The organism is Gimesia sp. (genome assembly GCF_048260065.1).
Lineage (GTDB): Bacteria > Planctomycetota > Planctomycetia > Planctomycetales > Planctomycetaceae > Gimesia.
In genome coordinates this window covers 357,119-375,374 of the sequence record NZ_JBLXHC010000001.1, presented here as the reverse complement: position 1 = coordinate 375,374, position 18,256 = coordinate 357,119, and the positions used below count along the sequence as shown (strand labels likewise).

Below are 18,256 nucleotides of genomic sequence, written 5' to 3'. Positions count from 1 at the left end.
TGAAGTCCATTCCGTCATGCTGGCGTTCAGATTTCCAGCTCGGCATCTTCGAGGATATCCCGCAGTTCATACATCCGTTTCCAGAGCGGATCCTGCTCACCCCGACGACGTACGGGACCGTCCCAGTAAGCCAGCAGACGATCCCGGTCATCCACGTTATCTTTGAAGACGACTCCCAGCAGATAGCCGGGAATCAGCGAAACTGGGTCTTTCTGTGCGGTGAAGAATGCCCCCTGTCGTGTGATGGCGGCAGCCACGGTGACTGCTTCCGCTGTACTCATCACGGCTGCAGGACGTTCGACCGCCCAGCCTTCGCCGGTCTGTCCGTCCCGCAGATCACGGAACGTGGTGACCAGAATTTCCAGCAGTCGTTGATCGACGTCCCCGGTCAGCCCGGATTCATGCAGCACTGCCCGGGCCCGGGTTCCCACCAGCTGGACTTCCTGTTCCGGATCTGCGATTGGAAGCACGGTTTCAAAATTAAACCGACGTTTTAGCGCCGCCGACATCTCCGATACACCGCGGTCCCGCAGATTCGCAGTGGCGATCAGATTGAATCCAGGTGCCGCAAACAGACTGCCTTCCGCGCCGCTCAGTTCCGGAATCATCAGACGACGTTCACTGAGCAGGCTGATTAACGAATCCTGTACTTCCGGCAGACAACGTGTGATTTCTTCGATGCGGACCAGAGCTCCCTGTCGCATGCCCGTAAAAACGGGAGACGGCACCAGTGCTTCCGGACGCGGTCCTTTATCCAGCAGCATCGCATAGTTCCAGCCGTATTTGAAATGATCTTCGCTGGCACCAGCGGTTCCCTGGATGGTCAGCGCGCTGGTTCCGCTGATGGCTGCCGAAAGCAGTTCGCCCAGCATACTTTTCGCCGTCCCCGGTTGACCGACCAGCAGCAGCCCGCGTTCACCCGCCAGAGTTACGACACAGCGTTCCACCAGCGAACGGGGGCCGACAAACTTCGGTTCCAGTTTCATCGACTTCGGCAGCCCTGCCGACAGATTGCTGGACGAGGGAGCCCGGATCGATTCTCCATTCGTTCCACAAAGAAAATCCACCACCCGCTCGGGAGAGAGCAACCAGCCGGCCGGTCGCGGCCCGTCATCGACGGCACGAAGAAATGCAAGTTCCTCCGCGTAGCGTTCCTCGGCGGGCGCCTGCTGGCGTGTTGAATTTTGACTGGCTGCGGGGGAAGCGCCTGCTTCTGTTGTTGTCTTCCTGACTGCCTTCTTTTTAGCCATGTTGTTCCATTACTTTCTATTGCGTTTCCGTTTGACTTCTTCATAGCGCGGTGCATCTCCCGCTTTGACACGCTCCCAGGCAGCTGCAAAGAGCTCCTCGAAAGGCCGCAAGACCAGTGGGCCTCCTGCCGGGAACGGAGTCGAGCTCCCCAGATCCAATTCAGTCAAGAGCTCGATCTTCCAGGTTTCCAGAGGTAACCAGGGAGTCTTCTGTTCGGTCCAGGGACCAGGCAGAAAGATATTCCGCCCTGCCCGGGCCCGCTTGGCTTCCATGACCAGTTCTTTTTTGATGAGTTCTGCCGAAGCCTTTTTAATGCGGGCAGGTGTCCAGTCATTCCAGGTCCGCAGATTTGCCGTAGTAGGATCAGGCAGAGCCAGTAGTTGAGCATATAATATCGCGGCTTCTTCGGTAAGTTTATTCTTCTTCTGAATCTCCGCCACAACTTCAGGCGCCGTCAACAGCGGATTCTGCAGCCATTGTTCCGGTTCATAGCCGGATGCAGAGATCGCCTGTTCCAGTTTTTTGAAACCCGGACTCAACAACAGAACCACGGTTGGCAGTCCATACTGCATACTGCCGAAATAATCTTCGCCCACATCCATATTCAGAATCCCCTGCATCCGATCCAGTTCCACAGGCCCTTTGAGGGCGGCCGGGTGAAACGCGATATCAACCTGATGAATCGCATCACAGGCAACAGCTGAAAGCAGTTCATCATCGTACCTGAGCAGCTGATTTTTTTTCTCTTTCTTGCCTTTTCCCAGATTCTGATTCAACCACTCTGACGGAGCTGGATTTTTTGTCGTGCCGTAATTGTGGAGATATACCAGACGCAACAGGAACAGCGTTTTGGGACTGTCGAGTAACTTGCCTACCTGTTTGATCAGGGCCGGCATCGTGGCACGTGCAGCATGACCGGCCGGCGTGAAATTGTGAATCAGGCCTACCAGCTGCGCGATTGATTTCAGCAGTCCCGCATCGATCGCCGTTTCCTGTTTTCTGGCGACGATTTCCAGAGCAGGATAATGTCCGTCTTCTGTGTATTCAATCCGCATTTCATGTGGTTGAAGCAGCGGATCTTTTTCCGGGTTGGTCGCCAATGCAAGCAGTTGCTCCTGGCTCTCCCGTCTCCAGGAAGACTCTTTCGCGATGGCGGACAGTTTCTTCTGTAGATCGGCATCTAACGGGAGACGTCGAGGCATATTGGCTTCCCAGGCTTCGACCAGCGAATCAAATGCCGGCCCGCGATCGTCAGCAAACGGCGCTGCCGCCGGGGTCACAATCGATTCACAGAGTTTTGCGAACAGTTCCTCATTCAGATTTTTGAGCGACTGTGCAGCAGCACTCACTTCTGCCACTTTGAGCCCCAGTCTGTTTCGGATTTCTGTGGGAAGAATATTGTAGCCGTAATGATCCATCTTCAATCCAGCCAGCCAGATCATGGCAATTTCAGCCGGCGACACAATCAGTTTCTCGGCGACGGTTTTCAGTTCTTCCGGCGTTGGCAGTGCCAGGTCGTCGTGCTCCTGAACTGCCTGCACCATGGCTGTTAATTCTTCGCTGCTGACGGTGGGTTTTAAATCGCGAATGTTCTGCACCTTGATCCCCGGCGGTTTCCCGGGAGTCTTCGCGGTCGAATACCGTAGAATTTCGAACGGCAACCCTCCGTAACGATTGCATTCCAGTACGATAAACAGATCTTTCCCCTTCTGGAGCGAATACGAGTCCCCCGCATTCGTCTCGACATCATATCGCCCGTACTGGTCCTGCTTTGCATTCTCGGGACAGCCTTCCATCACTGCAAACTGCCCCGGCAGATCACTCAGTCCCAGTTCGCTCCAGAGGGCCAGTAATTCGAACCAGTGTGCTTTCTTAGTTGATTTCTGTTCGAGCTGGGATACTGTCGCCTGCCAGTAAGCCCGCCAGCTCTGCAGTCTCATCCCTTCCAGCAGTTGATACCAGACATACCGGCTGCCAGGCAGAGGCCCGGCGGGTGTCTCTCCTTTCAGGAATTCCGCGACTGCTGTCAGATGTTTTTTCAGCGATGCATTTTCCTCATCGAACGAATAATAGGTCACGCGCGGCAGATTCCAGGAGTGGCTGGCTGCTTCGATCACCAGTTCCGAGGTACCGGAAGCATCGGAACTTTCCTGCTCCGCACACTCAGCCAGGTCTTTCAGCTTTTTGTTGAAATCGAGAATCAGCGAAGTCACGTCTCCGACAACCTCGGCTATCCCCGTCACCATTCGTTCGGGTGCCTGAGGCAGATACTTTTTAACAGCAGCGACCAGTTTCGGCATCGGAGGCATGGGGAGATCGTCATGCTTCAAGGTTCGATCTTCGATCCGTTTCTGCTTTAGCTGCTGCAGGTCCTGCTCTGCCTGATCAAATAATTCCCGGCACTGTTTCATGCTGATCTTGCGTAATTTCCGCGACGAAGCTTCATGCCGAGGTTTTAGCAGATGCCAGTAGTTGACAGGCAGAAGCAAAGTCTGCCCGGCGGCAGAACGTGTGGTAAATGGTTGCAGGCGGGCAATCACCGTGCTGCCTGCAGGATCCCATAAACAACTGAAATTACTATGAAGCTCTCTCTGGGTTGAGATGGGAAGATAGTTCTCAGTCCCCGGCTGCTGCAACAGGCCAACCGGGACCTGTGCTCCCTGCTTGCCGTCTATCAAAGGCTGATCCCAGCGACGCCCGTCAATGCCTTCCCCGTAATAACTGCCATCCCCGCGCTGCACCACCTTCCAGCCCAGCATCCCGTCCTGAATACCCAGGGGGCTCTTTTCGCATCCGGGAGCAGCCGGTATTAACGCCGAACATTCAAAGACAGCCTGTTCGCGGTTCTCTGTTTCAAACCAGGCCGGCAAACTCGTGCGCAGCTTCTTTCCTGTCTGCGGATCAACCTCAAACAGCATCCATTTATACTCGCCACTGGGGGTATCGTAGCTATTTTCACAGATCCAGAAACGCGTTCCATCATGCATAAACGGCTGTGAATCCGGCCCTTTCCTGTCTCCCGGATAAATCACCCGTCCGCCCAGAAACACCCCGCCATCTTCTCGGGGAACCGCCAGACAAGAATTGGCGAAACCATATTCGGAGGAGCGTACCTGGTCGGGCTGACTGGCCCAGAAAAAGAAGTGACGCCAGGAATTATCGACACACCCCACAGCCAGGTCATCCCCCACCACGTGTACCGATTCGACCTTAGAATCTTTGGGAACCTGCAGTTCATGTTTCGTCGTATTTCCCGTCCCCCGCACCACCCAGGCAGCTCCCTGATCGTACAGAGTGATATCAGGAAAAGTCAGCGTGCAATTACAGGTATTTCGATAGTAACTCGTAGATTTCTCGATCTTGATTTCATTCTGCTCGACGGCCTCTTCCAGCGCAGGGAGACCGTACTCATCGATCACGCCGGCCTGCAGAGTACGCAGAAGCACATTGACAGGATTGAACTCCGTCAGACGACCGGCCAGATCCGGAAATCGACTCAGCGATTCCGGCCAGAGCGTCGCAAACAGACGTTCGCTGAAATTAATAAAACTGGCTGCTCCACACTCTTCCAGTTCGTCGATCAGTCCGGCCAGATGCTGCCGCCACAACTCACTGATCCCCGGACGATCGTTGGCGGCTTCCGGGAACGTCAGCTGTTCATCCGCCTGAATATAAGCACCATAGACACGTCGCCTGTTGCGCGGCGTCAGTGCATCATCGAGAGACTGCAGCAGATTGTCGTGAAATCGTTCATCCTGAGCCGCATGCACAATGTCCTGGTTACGCAGTGCATGGTCATTCTCCCGGGCAAGCCATCCCTGAAAATCAATCGGTGCGGCCGCTGGTGGATCGGCTACCAGCACGCCATTAGCCAGTGCTGCTTCCAGGAGATCGATATCAATCGATCGGTAATAATATCGCTGTTTTTCTGCCAGCGCGAGAGGTGCGCCCTCGGCGCGCAATCGGGGAACCAGTTTCTGGAACAGATCCAGTAATCGGTCCGGCAGGGGACGCACATTTCTCAACAGGCGGCCCAGCCAGACTGCAATCGGCTCTCCCAGAGGCGGAGCTCCCTGATGCCCGTCTTCCCAGAGAAATTCGAACGTCCCCCACTGATCCAGCAGTTCAAGCCAGGCCTCCGTTTTCCCCAGATTGCGATAATCGTCCACGGGTTTGGTATGCTGCAGTAAAGCAATAGCAAACGCAGGGTTTCGGGCGACAAGCTTCTGACAGTGTTTACTGCAGGACTTCCAGAACTGCAGCGGTGCCCGTTCCATCGCGGGAACATCAATCACCCCCTCCAGCCAGCGTTCCAGTTCCTCATCCGCATTCAGGCCCGCTGCTTTCGCAAGCTTCATGAAATCTTTGGCCAGACTCGCCCAGGGAGCCATGCCGCCCCGAGTCCTGCGCGTACACAGATCCCGGAATATTTCGAATGCTTCTTCAGGCTGATACTGCCCCTGCAAATCCTGAACATACTCGGAGAGGGCCTTGGCCGACAGACAACCGGAAAGCGCAAACTCCAGGACGACATCGCGCCGCCGTTCGCGATCCGATTCGAGTGCGTGCACGCGTTCCGCCACCAGTGACTTTCCCAATGCGCGTCCTGCATAGGTCTGATTGCTCAATTCTTTATAAGTCTGCCCTACCTCTTCCCAATACGGAGGCAGGAAATGCCGGGCCGAACGTCCCAGTTCGTCTGCGATTGCCGTATAAGCATCCCAGGCATGCCCCGGTTTGGATTTTGCTCTGCGCGAGATCTTCTTCATCTGTTTGACCAGATCGAGGGCAAAGCGGGCATTATCAGGATCGTTGATCAGCGCCCAAGCGGCAAAGCTGAGAATCTCACGCTGCTGGACCGCCACTGGTTTTGAGACTTCAGGCGCTTCAAAGCCGAGAAATTCCATCGCCAGGTCTTCCGCCTCGCCCAGTCGATCTGAAGCCAGTCTTACGACACATCGGTTACCCAAAACCGGATGCTGATAGGCACGGGCTACAATGGATTCCGTCGTTGTCGGATCTGCCTTCGTCTTTGCCGGTAACAGTCCGCCTGCTGCCAGTCTGGTTGCCACCGTCGTCATGCTGCGTCCCCTTCCTCTTTCTCAACTTTACGTTTGGCATAAATCTGCGAAGCCATCAGCATCCCTTCACTGAAGGTCACCGGCCCAACGGTGGAAATCTGCCGGGGAACCTGATCATCGTCGACGAAGATTAATTCCGAGGTCGTCGTTTCCGCTTCGGGATAATCGTCTCCCACCCAGTAGCGTGCTTCCAGCGGAACTTCGTCCTCCCAGATCCGATTACAGGCATAGCCGCCGCGGACCGGGTATCCCAGTCGCTTGCAGAGCGATGTGGCGAAGTTCAACTGGTCGAATCGCCCCCCTCGAAAATCCATGATCTGTTTTAAGTCCTGTTGTTCTTCGGTCGCAGCAAAGACGGTGCGAAACAGCTGATTTACGGACTGCGAAAATTCCATATCGACTGCAATTTCCCGCAGATCCTCCAGACCATCGATGAGAATCGGATGGGGGATCAGCACCTGGGCGGCTTTCAGCCACTGGGTCTCCCCATCCCGATCGACGACGCCGATTCCCTTATTACTCACGATGTCGCGCAGTAAACCGGTCTGCTCGGGATTGGGCTTCCCTTTGGCATCGACGGGAGTGACCACCATGTTCTGCAGTGCTTCGGACCAGCCCGGATCGAACCAGATCTTTTCTATCGCTTCCCGGGGGACCGGCAGAGAACGCAGCATCCAGATTTCCACGCGGTGTCTGCATTCCGCTTCATGCTCTGCGAGCCAGTCACAGAGTGCCAGCAACTGGTCAGCCAATTCAGTCTCTTTGAGCCACTTGGGAACAGCTGCCAGTTTTTTTCCCTTGGGGTTACGCGCAACCAGTTTCCCGTTCAACACGCCTAAGCCATATTCTTTATCCGCTTCCAGCCAGGAAATCTCCGGTTCGGTTTTTTCCTGGGTTTTCTTTTTCGGTGCGGTGGGCGTCATCTCAGTCTCCGCTGTCAGACAGGTGAATCGATCAGAAATGTGATAGAGGACATTATGACATTATCAACATTCGTAGAGCAACTCACCGCTGGTGACAGATTGTCGAGATCGTCACATTCACGAAATCTTAAATCACATACCGCTACCTGAATGCAAGCGGGCTCAGGGGGAGTGATACGAACCTGTCGGATCTTGAGGGAGATAGAAAGCAGCGGAATAATCTTAACAGCATAACTTGAGGCGAAGTCAGGCAGGAGTCCTTCGAGTGCCAGGAAAACACAGTCATCTCATTAATCAGATACTGTGCTTTACTGCTTCAGAGTGATGCAGGCGACGGCACTGTCGAGAGAGTCAAAGACAGGCCAAAGCGTTCCCAGTTTGATGCGTTCTAATACAGCCTGCATCCGATCACTAACGTTACAGAAAACAGCTTGTCCTCCCGTATGTCTGGCCAGTTGCAGTAAGCGGGTGAGAGCACTGATCATAACACTGTCCAGGGTATCAACCTGGCTGAGATCAACAATCACACTCTTTAACTCTGGTGAATTAAAGAGCCTTATCAGATGATTGGATTCGATTTGAATCTGTTTATGAGAAAACTCCTGCGTGGAGCCTTGAGGTATCACGACCAGCTTCTCATCTCTGATCGTAGTCTCGAATATTTCGAAATTGGTTACCTTCATTTTACTTCCTGCAGTAATAAACTTCTTCAATCACATCATTTCATTGGATGAGTGCACTCAAGAGGCTCAATCTGAACAACTGTAAGATGTAACCCGCACCAGCCGAGGTCTACCGCTCCCCGTGTCATAAAACGCGGTAGACGAAGCAGACACATTTAAGAAAGTGACGCCTAACAGCGATTGGCAAAATCCATAGAGAGGAATCGTTGCCTGGGTCCTTACGGCCAGTAATCCTCCACTTGTTCCTGCATTAAAAATATAATCGCTGCCGGAACTGGTGAGATTCCCAAATACAAGATTTCCGGAACACAAACTGTTTTGATTGGGTGAATTACCTGGATCATAATTGTCTCCCAGGAAGACCGTATCCCCCATAACAGGATTAGCGGCAGCGTAATCAATTCCAACATTTCTGGGAATTTCGGTTGAAAAATTACTCATATCGCGCTGCGTCTTCCACTCACTCACCGCTGCCAGTGCCGCGGCATCCAGAGAGTCATTCAACTCTACCTGTGCCTGCCAGAGTGTTGCGACTTCAAAAAACACGCAAAAAAAAGTCAGGAAAATACTCGCCCAAAGAATCAGCCAGACGATGGCGATTCCCCGTCGATTTTTCTGGAAGGATCGTTTTCGGAATTCAATTCGTCTCATAAGAAGCATTCATTCAAATAGATATTTATGCCAGTTAATTACCGGATAAAAGATTTCTGTTTCACACTCTAAAACTAATTACTTTCAAACTTATTTTTTTTCGAACCGACACACACTCTGGCAAGCAATTTGCGTTCCTGGTTACCAGAGGACTCTGCCCTCTTTGTAATACTGATTCGAACAAAAGTTCTTCCTGAATGACAAATTGAATTCCACTTGAAATGTTGTCAGCTCAATTAAGATGGCACAGATGATATGCTAACAAGCATTATCGAAATGTATACATATGTATCTTTCTGTTAACACTTCTGCAGGATTAACCATGGCTCTTAAAAATCAAACACAATCTCAAGAATCAATCATTTCTCAAACAACGGCTGATGTCTTTGTCAGAAGTGCGGCCAGAAAAAAACGACGGGGTTCCGTCCTGCTTGAGTTCATCCTGGCCTTCCCCATTATTCTGATCATGACACTTGCCATCATGGAATTCAGTCTGTATTCGATGTTGCAGCAGACCATCACTACTGCCACCGTCGAAGGCGCCCGTGAATCTGCGACCTACGGATCTACAACAAATTCTGTCGGTAACCTGATTCATCAATATCTCGCCATCAATTCCTTAAATCTGGACGTCAATCAGCAACCTGCATCTCCTGGTGCTGGTAACGTGCTCGTCATCATTCAGAAAAGTACCAATCCCACTGAAACCATGGGGAACTCAAACATTAACGGCTCTCCCGTAGGACCAACTCCTTCAGCCACAGAAACGAAAGTCACAGTCTGTGTGAACCTGACCGATTCCAGCGGCTCATCCCCGCTGCCAGATCTCCTCTCTTCATTTGGTTTCTCGCTGACCGGGAAACGATTTGAAATCAGTGCCCTGGCCGGCCTCGACTAACTAGAGCGCATCACATTTAACCATAGCGTCATTCAATCTAATATACTCGTCCCAAACGGCATTGGAGACGCTACAGTAAAACTGGACACAGTCTAGTATTCAGTTCAAAATCTAAAACGACTCAACTGCGGGTCGTCAGTTCCTTTGAGCAGGCCCCCAGATGACCCAATCTGTGCCTGACTACGGCACGATCGTCAAGTCACGAATCCCGCCTCCAAAATTACTTCCGGTCCCGGTTCCTGATCCCGAAAACACGGTCCGGTTCCCGCTGACAGGGTCAACTGCCATCACTGCCTGTAATGCGCTGTCACTCACCAGAATGGTCCCGTCTGTCTGCACGGCAATCCCCTGAGGAGACGTAATGGCAGAACCGGTACCCAGTCCTGCCCCCGAGACTTGTGTTCTCGTCCCGGAAGCGACATTGATCGAAAGAATATTCAGGTTACTGGCAATCAACAGCTCTCCAGAGGCATTGAAGATCGCATCTGCCGGATTTCCAATCCTGATTTGTGGCGGAGTCGAGAATGTATCAGCTGTAACGACACTCCGGTTTCCACTCACAGCATTCACTGCATACACGCCAGCCAGCGAAGGACTACGTCCCACGACATAGATCTCACCAGTCGCGTTGACCGCTACACTGTCTCCCATGAGCCAGACAGACCCCGTTCCCACAGATGAACTGGAAAGCACCGTCCGATCCCCCGTAGCCGGATTGATCCGGATCAATCCCGAAAAGCTGGTGAGTGCCAGAATCGTGCCGGTAGGTTCGAGCGCCAGCCCGGAAACATTCAGTAATGCAGGACCGGAACCTACAGTTGAGCCGGATGATGCAGAAATCACAGTACGATCCCCGGTCGCCGGGTCCACTGCCACAATCGACTGCTGGAACCTGTCCGAATAAATAATCCGCTGGTTGTCGTCATCCCATACAATATCGGTCGTCCCCAGGGGAGCGGGCCCGGTTCCCGTTCCTGCTGCTGAGGCAATCGACCGGTTGGCAGTACTCGGGTCAACCAGTGTCACATTTGCCGGACCGGGGGGAACAGTGTTAGCAACATAAATATTCCCGGAGTAATTTACATTCTGTACTTCGACATAAGGCCAGGTCGTCGTTTGCGAAACGATTTTCCCGTTCAGGGAAAGACCGAATGATGACAGTAAATCAGGAGCCAGTTTCTCCATCCCCACACAGACCGTCACCCGCACTGCAGCGAGATTAGTCCCAGAAGGTAACGCAGGCGTCGTGGGAGTCGGACAGTTACAACTTCCCGTCGATTGCGTGGGATTGCTCGCTGCTGCCACATTGTGTTGCAGAATGACTTTGCAGTACCCGGGAATTTCACCTGTTTGTAATACCCGCTCAACGCGATTGGAGACAGTCCCGATTGCGGTAGAGAGATCGCCAGGAGTCTGCACTGCAGCCAGCCGCGCACCTTCGCGACTGGCAAATTCTACCTGCTTAATCTGAGACAGTAAGACACCAAACTCAACTGCGGCGAGCACAAAAATGATCATGACTGGCATGACCAGGATCAGTTCCAGGGTCACAACGCCCCGGCGCTGTTTTTTATTCTGACTAGGCAGGCCCATATTCATCGCTCTCATTCTGATTGATCGAAAATCCACAGTTTCAGTTTCCTGCAGATCACAACCTCCCAGGCTTTTTTCATACGCATTAGAAAGTGGCAAAACCCGGATGCCTGTTGAGCATCCGGGTAACAGTAAATGCCTCCGTGCGTTTAAAAAAATCAGATTGAAGCAAAAATCCCATCGGGGTTGGAAAAGACATCATCAATCTTAGCGAGCTCAGCTGGATCTCCCTGCTTCTGAACATGGGAAACACTGCCCGTCTCGTCACCAAAGGTCTGTGCCAGAGGAAGCAGACCGAGACCTTCGGACAGAGAATAGTCATATCCCACATCGACAGTAACCGTATTCCCGGCGATCAACGTCAGGTCACCCGTTACGATCAACATTTGAAAAGCGTTATCATAAAAGAGATCAAAAACCAGTTCCCCGGACGACGCCACAACCAGGTTACCGTAGATGAACCCCATTGTGTCACCAAAGTCCAGAGTCCCGTAGAGCGTCATCGTCGTTGCAGAGGCATTGAAGACACCGCCGGATATAACATCTCCCACGTCAATATTGTTTCCACTGATGAGAGTCAGATCAGTTCCTGACGAAATCAATGAGCTGGAACCACCATTGATCGCTGCAGCCGAGATCGATACTGAGGATGATGACGTAATATCATGGTTTCCCAGATTCAGGGTACCACCTTGAACCAGGTTAACGGCACCTGTCCCGCCTGCTTCCAGATCCTCATTCAATGTCAGGTGACGACCACCCGAAATGAGAATGCTCCCATCGCTGGTGGTAGCCGACCTGAGGACAATATCATGACTGCCGCCACCGGCCTGCAGATTGATGCTGCCCAGTGTTCCCGTTGAAACCAGATCGGTCCCGCCCAGGCTGATAGAACCGGAGTGAATCGCACTGATGCCGTAGCCACTAATGTTCCCGCTGACAACAATGTCATGATTACTGGACATGCTGAAGTTCGCACCGCTGGCTTCATAAGCCCCCGCATTGACGTTTCCATATAGGGTAATATTTCCCCCCCCATGGTTGAGGTCAACAATCCCGGTTCCGGTATTGATGTTCGAAAATGCCGTGAAATGTCGATTAGCAGTCGAAATAAAGTCGCCATTACTGGTCGTCACCGATCGCACGGACACATCATGACTGCCGCTGCCAGCTTTAATAATAATACTTGCCCCGGCAGCATCGGAGATCAGATCGGTCCCGCCCATACTCACGGCACCGGTGTGGTTGATATCAATCCCTTCGCCAGTACCCAGGATATCCGAAACGTGGATATCATGATTGCTGCTGACACTCAGATTCACTCCGTCCGACTGGAATGTGCTCGCTGTCACATCGCCATACAACGACACACTCCCGTTGGTATGATTCAGATCTACCAGACCAGTTCCGGTGTTAATGAATGAGTTAGCCGTGAAGTGACGATTTCCGATAGAAACGAAGTCACCATCGATAGTTTTCACCGAACGCACCGTCACATCATGACTGCCGCTGCCAGCGTTAATAATTATACTTGCCCCGGCAGCATCGGAGATCAGATCGGTACCGCCCATACTCACGGCACCGGTGTGGTTGATATCAATCCCTTCGCCACTCCCCAGGATATCCGAAACGTGGATATCGTGATTACTAGAGACACTCAGATTCACTCCGTCCGACTGGAATGTGCTCGCAGTCACATCGCCATACAACGACACATTCCCATTAGTGTGATTCAGATCTACCAGACCAGTTCCGGTGTTAATGAATGAGTTAGCCGTGAAGTGACGATTTCCGGTAGAAACGAAGTCACCATCGATAGTTTTCACCGAACGCACCGTCACATCATGACTGCCACTGCCAGCATTGATAATAATACTTGCCCCGGCAGCATCAGAGATCAGATCGGTACCGCCCATGCTCACGGCACCGGTGTGGTTGATATCAATCCCTTCGCCACTACCCAGGATATCCGAAACGTGGATATCGTGATTGCTGCTGACACTCAGATTCACTCCGTCCGACTGGAATGTGCTCGCTGTCACATCGCCATACAACGACACATTCCCGTTGGTATGATTCAAATCAACCAGACCGCTCCCGGTGTTAATGAATGAGTTAGCCGTGAAATGTCGATTAGCAGTCGAAATAAAGTCGCCATTACTGGTCGTCACCGAACGCACCGTCACATCATGACCGCCGCTGCCAGCGTTAATAATTATACTTGCCCCGGCAGCATCGGAGATCAGATCGGTCCCGCCCATACTCACGGCACCTGTGTGGTTGATATCAATCCCTTCACCACTCCCCAGCACACCCGAAACGTGGATATCGTGATTGCTGGAGATACTCAGATTCACTCCGTCCGACTGAAACGCACTTGCCGTCACATCTCCATACAACGTCACATTCCCATTGGTATGATTCAAATCAACCAGACCGCCCCCGGTCAGGATGTCGGAATTCACATTCAAATGACGTCCGCCTGTGGAAGTAAAGTTACCACCATCCGTGGTCACAGACCTCACGGCTATATCATGGCCGCCACTCCCGGCCACAAGCGTGATCGCAGCGTCATCGGTACTGTTGGCAGCAGAAAGATCTGATCCGCCGGCACTGATGTATCCCGACTGAGTAAAGGTGATATCCCCCTCAGTCGATGTGATATCTTTTCCGCTGTTGGCGTTCAGGTTGACTCCACTGGTCGCGACTGAGGCAGCCGTCAGTCCAGCCTGAATGTTGATCGTTTCGGCAGAGAGATCAATTCCCGCCGTCCCCAGATCCAGATTGGCACCGGTAACAGAAATCGTATCAGTTCCTGAACCACCAGTGATCACAAGGGAATCCGTCGGATTCGTGAAGGTCGTGTTCTCGATCGTCGCACCGCTCAGAACCGAAGTGGTCGCATCGACGCGGGACAGTGAGACCGAGTCATTGCCTCCCAGCAGATTGAAGGTTTTCACAGCAGCGGTCGTCGTATCCACGATGGGATCCAGCCCCAGGAAATTCACGCTGGAAGTCACCGCCCCGTCAACCAGTTCGATATCCCCATCATTGGCATTATCGTAGTTAAAGGTCACGGCATCAAAAGTGCCTCCCTCAAGTATCAGCGTGTCACTGCCCGCCCCTCCCAGTCCGTCAAAAGTCACTCCGTCAATCGGGATGGGATTTCCACCATCACTGCCGAGACCAGGCACTACAGGCAGCCCGCCATCAAAATCGATCGTGAGCGAATCACTGGTCCCCATGGCACCGGTGATATCCACATAACTTGTAGCAAAGTAAGCCCGACGATCAATTTCTGCTCCATCCCGGTACAACACGATCTCATCGTCATTTGTGCTGGCAGTGCCAAGATCTTCCAGTTGCAGAACATAATCCCCTGCCCCACTGGCAACGATCGGCAACAGAGGCGCTCCGGTTAACCGGAGAATCTCGCTCGAACCAGAGGTAATCACTTCGTAAACAAACGCCGTATCGTCACCGTTCGCATCCTGCCCACTGACTATACTCAGGCCGGATTCAATCACATCGCCATTGTTGGCTCGTATCACATCGAACTGGTCGAAGGGAGCATCATCTTCCAGATCCACGGCCGAGGCATCAACCGTCAGGACCGAACTGTTTGAAAAGACAAGATTCCCAGAGGCTACATAAAATAATGTTGGCCCATAATTGGCAGTCACCAGGTGCAATGTCACGTTCAGATCACCGCCGTCTGTATTGACTTGCCCGTTGACCTGTGTAGTTTTGTGGTCAAATGTGGCAGTACCCCCTGCAGTCCGGATGTCATCGTAAGTACCGGTCGTCAGATCCCCGGTACCATTGCCGGAAGTGAAATTGCCCCCCCCGGTATTAACATCACTTTGTAACGCAACATTGCCATGATCCCAGACAATGTTCCCCCCGGAGGTGTTAACGGCACTTCCGATTAAAAGATCCGATCCTGAAGAAAGAAAATCTCCACCATCGGTGCTCACACTGCTGAGAACATTGACGGTGGTGGCAGAATTGAGGGTTATCGCACCAGTTCCACCGTTTTGAGCCTCCAGCAGACCTCGCAAGTCGATCTTGCCGCTGGAAGTCGTAATGTCGATATTACCCGCCGTCGCGCGAATGTCATCGTAGGTCCCCGTAGTCAGGCTCGTACCACCGGTTGCAGAGAAGGAAGCACCGGTCACATCACCTCCCAGCGAGATCGATCCGATATGACCATCCAAATTGACGGCACCGGTGCCCGCGGAGATGGCGCCTGTTACTAACAGATCCGTTCCGGAAGAAGTAAAGCCGCCACCATCCGTGGTAACGCTGCTTGAAACATTCACAGTCGTTGCTGAATTCAGTGTGATCGTCCCTGTTCCACTATTCGAGGCCTCCAGCAGTCCTCGCACATCGATCTCACCACTCGAAGTCGTAATGGCGATATCCCCTGCCGTGGCGCGAATATCGTCATAGGTACCAGTCGAGAATGAGGTACCACCGATCGCGGAGAAAGCTGCCCCCGTCACATCGCCACCCAGGGAGATCGCTCCTGTATGGGCATCCAGATTCACATCACCGGCACCAACGGTAATGACTCCGCCTACAGTCAGGTCGGTTCCTGAAGAAACGAAGCTACCTCCATCAGTCGTCACGCTGCTGGAAACATAAACCGTCGTTCCTGAATGAAGCGTGATCGTCGCGGTTCCACTGTTCTGAGCGTCCAGATGACCACGCACTTCGATTTTACCGCTGGAAGTTGTAATGTCGATATTCCCGGAAGAGACACTAATGTCATCATAACTGCCGGTCGAGAACATCGTTCCACCGATCGCGGAGAAAGCTGCCCCCGTCACATCGCCACCCAGGGAGATCGCCCCTGTCTGGGCATCCAGATTCACATCACCGGCACCAACGGTAATGGCTCCGCCTACAGTCAGGTCGGTTCCTGAAGAAATGAAGTTGCCACCATCGGTCGTCACACTGCTCGAGACATATACCGTCGTTGCAGCATCCAGTGTAATCGCAGCAGCCCCACTATTCTGAGCAGACAGCAGACCACGGACATCAATCTTACCGCTGGAAGTCGTGATATCGATGTTTCCGTCCGTGACACTGATATTATCACCGCTGCCAGTAGAGAATGTTGCTCCCCCGGTTGCCGAGAAAGCAGCAGCGGATACATCGCTCCCCAGGGAGATGTCGCCCGAATGGCCGTCCAGATCTACGATTCCACTGCCTGTAGAGATGATTCCCCCAACAGTAAAACTGGTACCTGCAGAAGTAAAGTCTCCCCCATCAGTCGTGATGCTGCTTGAGACATACACCGTCGTCGCTGCGTTCAGCGAAATCGATCCACTGCCACCATTCTGGGCATCGAGCAGCCCGCGGACATCGATCTTGCCGCTGAAGGTCGTGATATCAATATCCCCTGCAATCGCAAAAATATCATCATAACTACCGGATGACAGGGTATTCCCAGTCGACGTGAAGGAATTCACCGTAAGATCATGGTTTACAGAAATCGTCTCGGCATCCACGACCAGGTCCAGGGCAACGTCGTAAACGCCACCAAACAGGAACTGATCCCCACCTCCACCGCCATTGATTGTCAATGAACCAGTCGGATTAGTGAAGGTGGTATTTTCAAAGCTGCTTCCGGTCAGACTCGAAGTCGCCCCGTTATCGGTCAGTGTTGCAACATCTCCCCCTTCAGTGAGATTGAAGACCGCATTTGTAGTAGTACCGGTGTTTGTAATCGGCTCCAGACCGACATAATTGATAAGGGAGCCGTCCAGGCTGATGCTGCCGTCATGGGCATTTTCATAGGTGTAAATGGTGTCGGTGTGGCTGCCGTTGGTAATCAGCAATTCATCAGATCCACTGCCGCCCAGTCCATTGAAGAAAACATTATGCACTGGAACAGGGTCACCGCCGCTGAAATCCACTTCCAGAGAGTCACTGGAGTTCGTAGCCCCGAGCACACGGACTTCACTCGTCCGACTGATCAGTTGATTCGCGATCAGATTGCCGTCCCGGTAAATTTCAATTTCATCATCGGCGGTCCCGGCTCCCTGGTCATTACGAACCACACGATAATCCCCGGCACCACTGACCACCAGCGGGATCAGCACTGACTCAAAATCCTGGATCGTAATACCATCCAGAGCCGAACTCGGACCGTCAGTGCCAAATGTGTAAGGGGTGCTACCGTCATAGACAGCGAAGAAGTCGTCCAGGGCAGTCTGCACGGCAACGTCCTGTGCTTCAGCATCAGTCAGGGATAGAAACAGGGTGTCGTTGCCATAGCCCCCATTATATGTCAGGGCATGTCCGCGATCGAGGGTGGCCGTCACGGTATCGTTCCCGTTATGGCCATGGATCAACATCGTACCGGCAAATTGAACCTCTTCGAAATTCAGTGTATCACTCCCTGTGGTACCAAATATTTTGACACCCGAGAATCCGCCGTCATCGATCAGATCCACATCGTTCTCAAAGCCGTCTGCCAGGCCGATATTTGTATTATTACTCAGCGCCAGAATCGTCACGGTCTGCCCACTGTCATTTCCGGTAAACGAATCGGAACTGTTATTTGTCCCTGAATAGATGAAAGTTGCATCGGCATCACCAATAATGAAGTGATCGTTTCCGTGCCCCCCCTGATACCGTACACCTGCGGAAATGTTGGACGTCGTGATCGTATCGTTATTGTTATGACCGTAGACCTGGAAACTGCTGTTAAAATCAGTAAAGGCTACACCAGAGAAATCCAGAACATCATTGCCGGTCGTGCCTTCCACACGCACATTGTTAAAGTCAGCAACGTCGATCTCATTGATACGCACAACTCCGTCGTTGAAGCCGCTCGCCAGACCGATTACAGTGTTATCGTTTAAGGCGACAAGTTTACCGAGACCTGTGCCGGCTGTGGTGAAGCTGTCGGAGCTGTTATTCGATCCCGCGTAGATGAAAGTTGCATCGGCATCACCAATAATGAAGTGATCGTTACCGTGCCCCCCCTGATACCGTACACCTGCGGAAATGTCAGACGTCGTGATCGTATCGTTATTGTTATGACCGTAGACCTGGAAACTGCTGTTAAAATTAGTAAAGGCCACAGCAGAGAAATCCAGAACATCATTGCCGGTCGTGCCTTCCACACGCACATTGTTAAAGTCAGCAACGTCGATCTCATTG

The 18,256-nt window shown here is 52.5% G+C and carries 8 protein-coding genes; 1 reads left to right on the top strand and 7 read right to left on the bottom strand.

Annotation, left to right across the window (positions count from 1 at the left end):
* Positions 1-26 precede the first annotated feature (26 nt).
* From ACN0YN_RS01350 to ACN0YN_RS01330, 5 genes are all read right to left on the bottom strand, one after another.
* Positions 27-1,250 carry an ATP-binding protein gene (locus tag ACN0YN_RS01350; RefSeq protein WP_417383177.1) on the bottom strand — a complete coding sequence of 408 codons (1,224 nt, stop codon included), beginning with the start codon at positions 1,248-1,250 and terminating at the stop codon, positions 27-29.
* Positions 1,251-1,259: 9 nt separating this feature from the next.
* A complete protein-coding gene (locus ACN0YN_RS01345) occupies positions 1,260-6,332 on the bottom strand; it encodes a hypothetical protein (RefSeq protein ID WP_417383176.1) in 5,073 nt (1,690 codons plus the stop codon).
* Positions 6,329-7,255: a DUF4132 domain-containing protein gene (locus tag ACN0YN_RS01340; RefSeq protein WP_417383175.1), complete on the bottom strand. Its 927-nt coding sequence runs from the start codon at positions 7,253-7,255 to the stop codon at positions 6,329-6,331. Before ACN0YN_RS01340 ends, ACN0YN_RS01345 begins: the two co-directional genes overlap by 4 nt.
* Positions 7,256-7,563: 308 nt before the next feature.
* Entirely contained in the window at positions 7,564-7,938 is a 375-nt protein-coding gene (locus tag ACN0YN_RS01335) for an STAS domain-containing protein (protein ID WP_417383174.1), read from the bottom strand.
* Positions 7,939-8,004: 66 nt separating this feature from the next.
* Positions 8,005-8,589, bottom strand: a complete 585-nt coding sequence (locus tag ACN0YN_RS01330; protein WP_417383173.1) for a TadE/TadG family type IV pilus assembly protein — start codon at positions 8,587-8,589, stop codon at positions 8,005-8,007.
* Between the two features lie 322 nt (positions 8,590-8,911).
* On the opposite strand from ACN0YN_RS01330, the gene ACN0YN_RS01325 reads away from it, so the two are divergent.
* Positions 8,912-9,487, top strand: a complete 576-nt coding sequence (locus tag ACN0YN_RS01325; RefSeq protein WP_417383172.1) for a TadE/TadG family type IV pilus assembly protein — start codon at positions 8,912-8,914, stop codon at positions 9,485-9,487.
* Between the two features lie 180 nt (positions 9,488-9,667).
* Here the strand turns inward: ACN0YN_RS01325 and ACN0YN_RS01320 are convergent, their stop codons facing one another.
* Positions 9,668-11,080: a TadE/TadG family type IV pilus assembly protein gene (locus ACN0YN_RS01320; protein WP_417383171.1), complete on the bottom strand. Its 1,413-nt coding sequence runs from the start codon at positions 11,078-11,080 to the stop codon at positions 9,668-9,670.
* 158 nt (positions 11,081-11,238) lie between these two features.
* Positions 11,239-18,177 carry a hypothetical protein gene (locus ACN0YN_RS01315; RefSeq protein ID WP_417383170.1) on the bottom strand — a complete coding sequence of 2,313 codons (6,939 nt, stop codon included), beginning with the start codon at positions 18,175-18,177 and terminating at the stop codon, positions 11,239-11,241.
* Positions 18,178-18,256 lie beyond the last annotated feature (79 nt).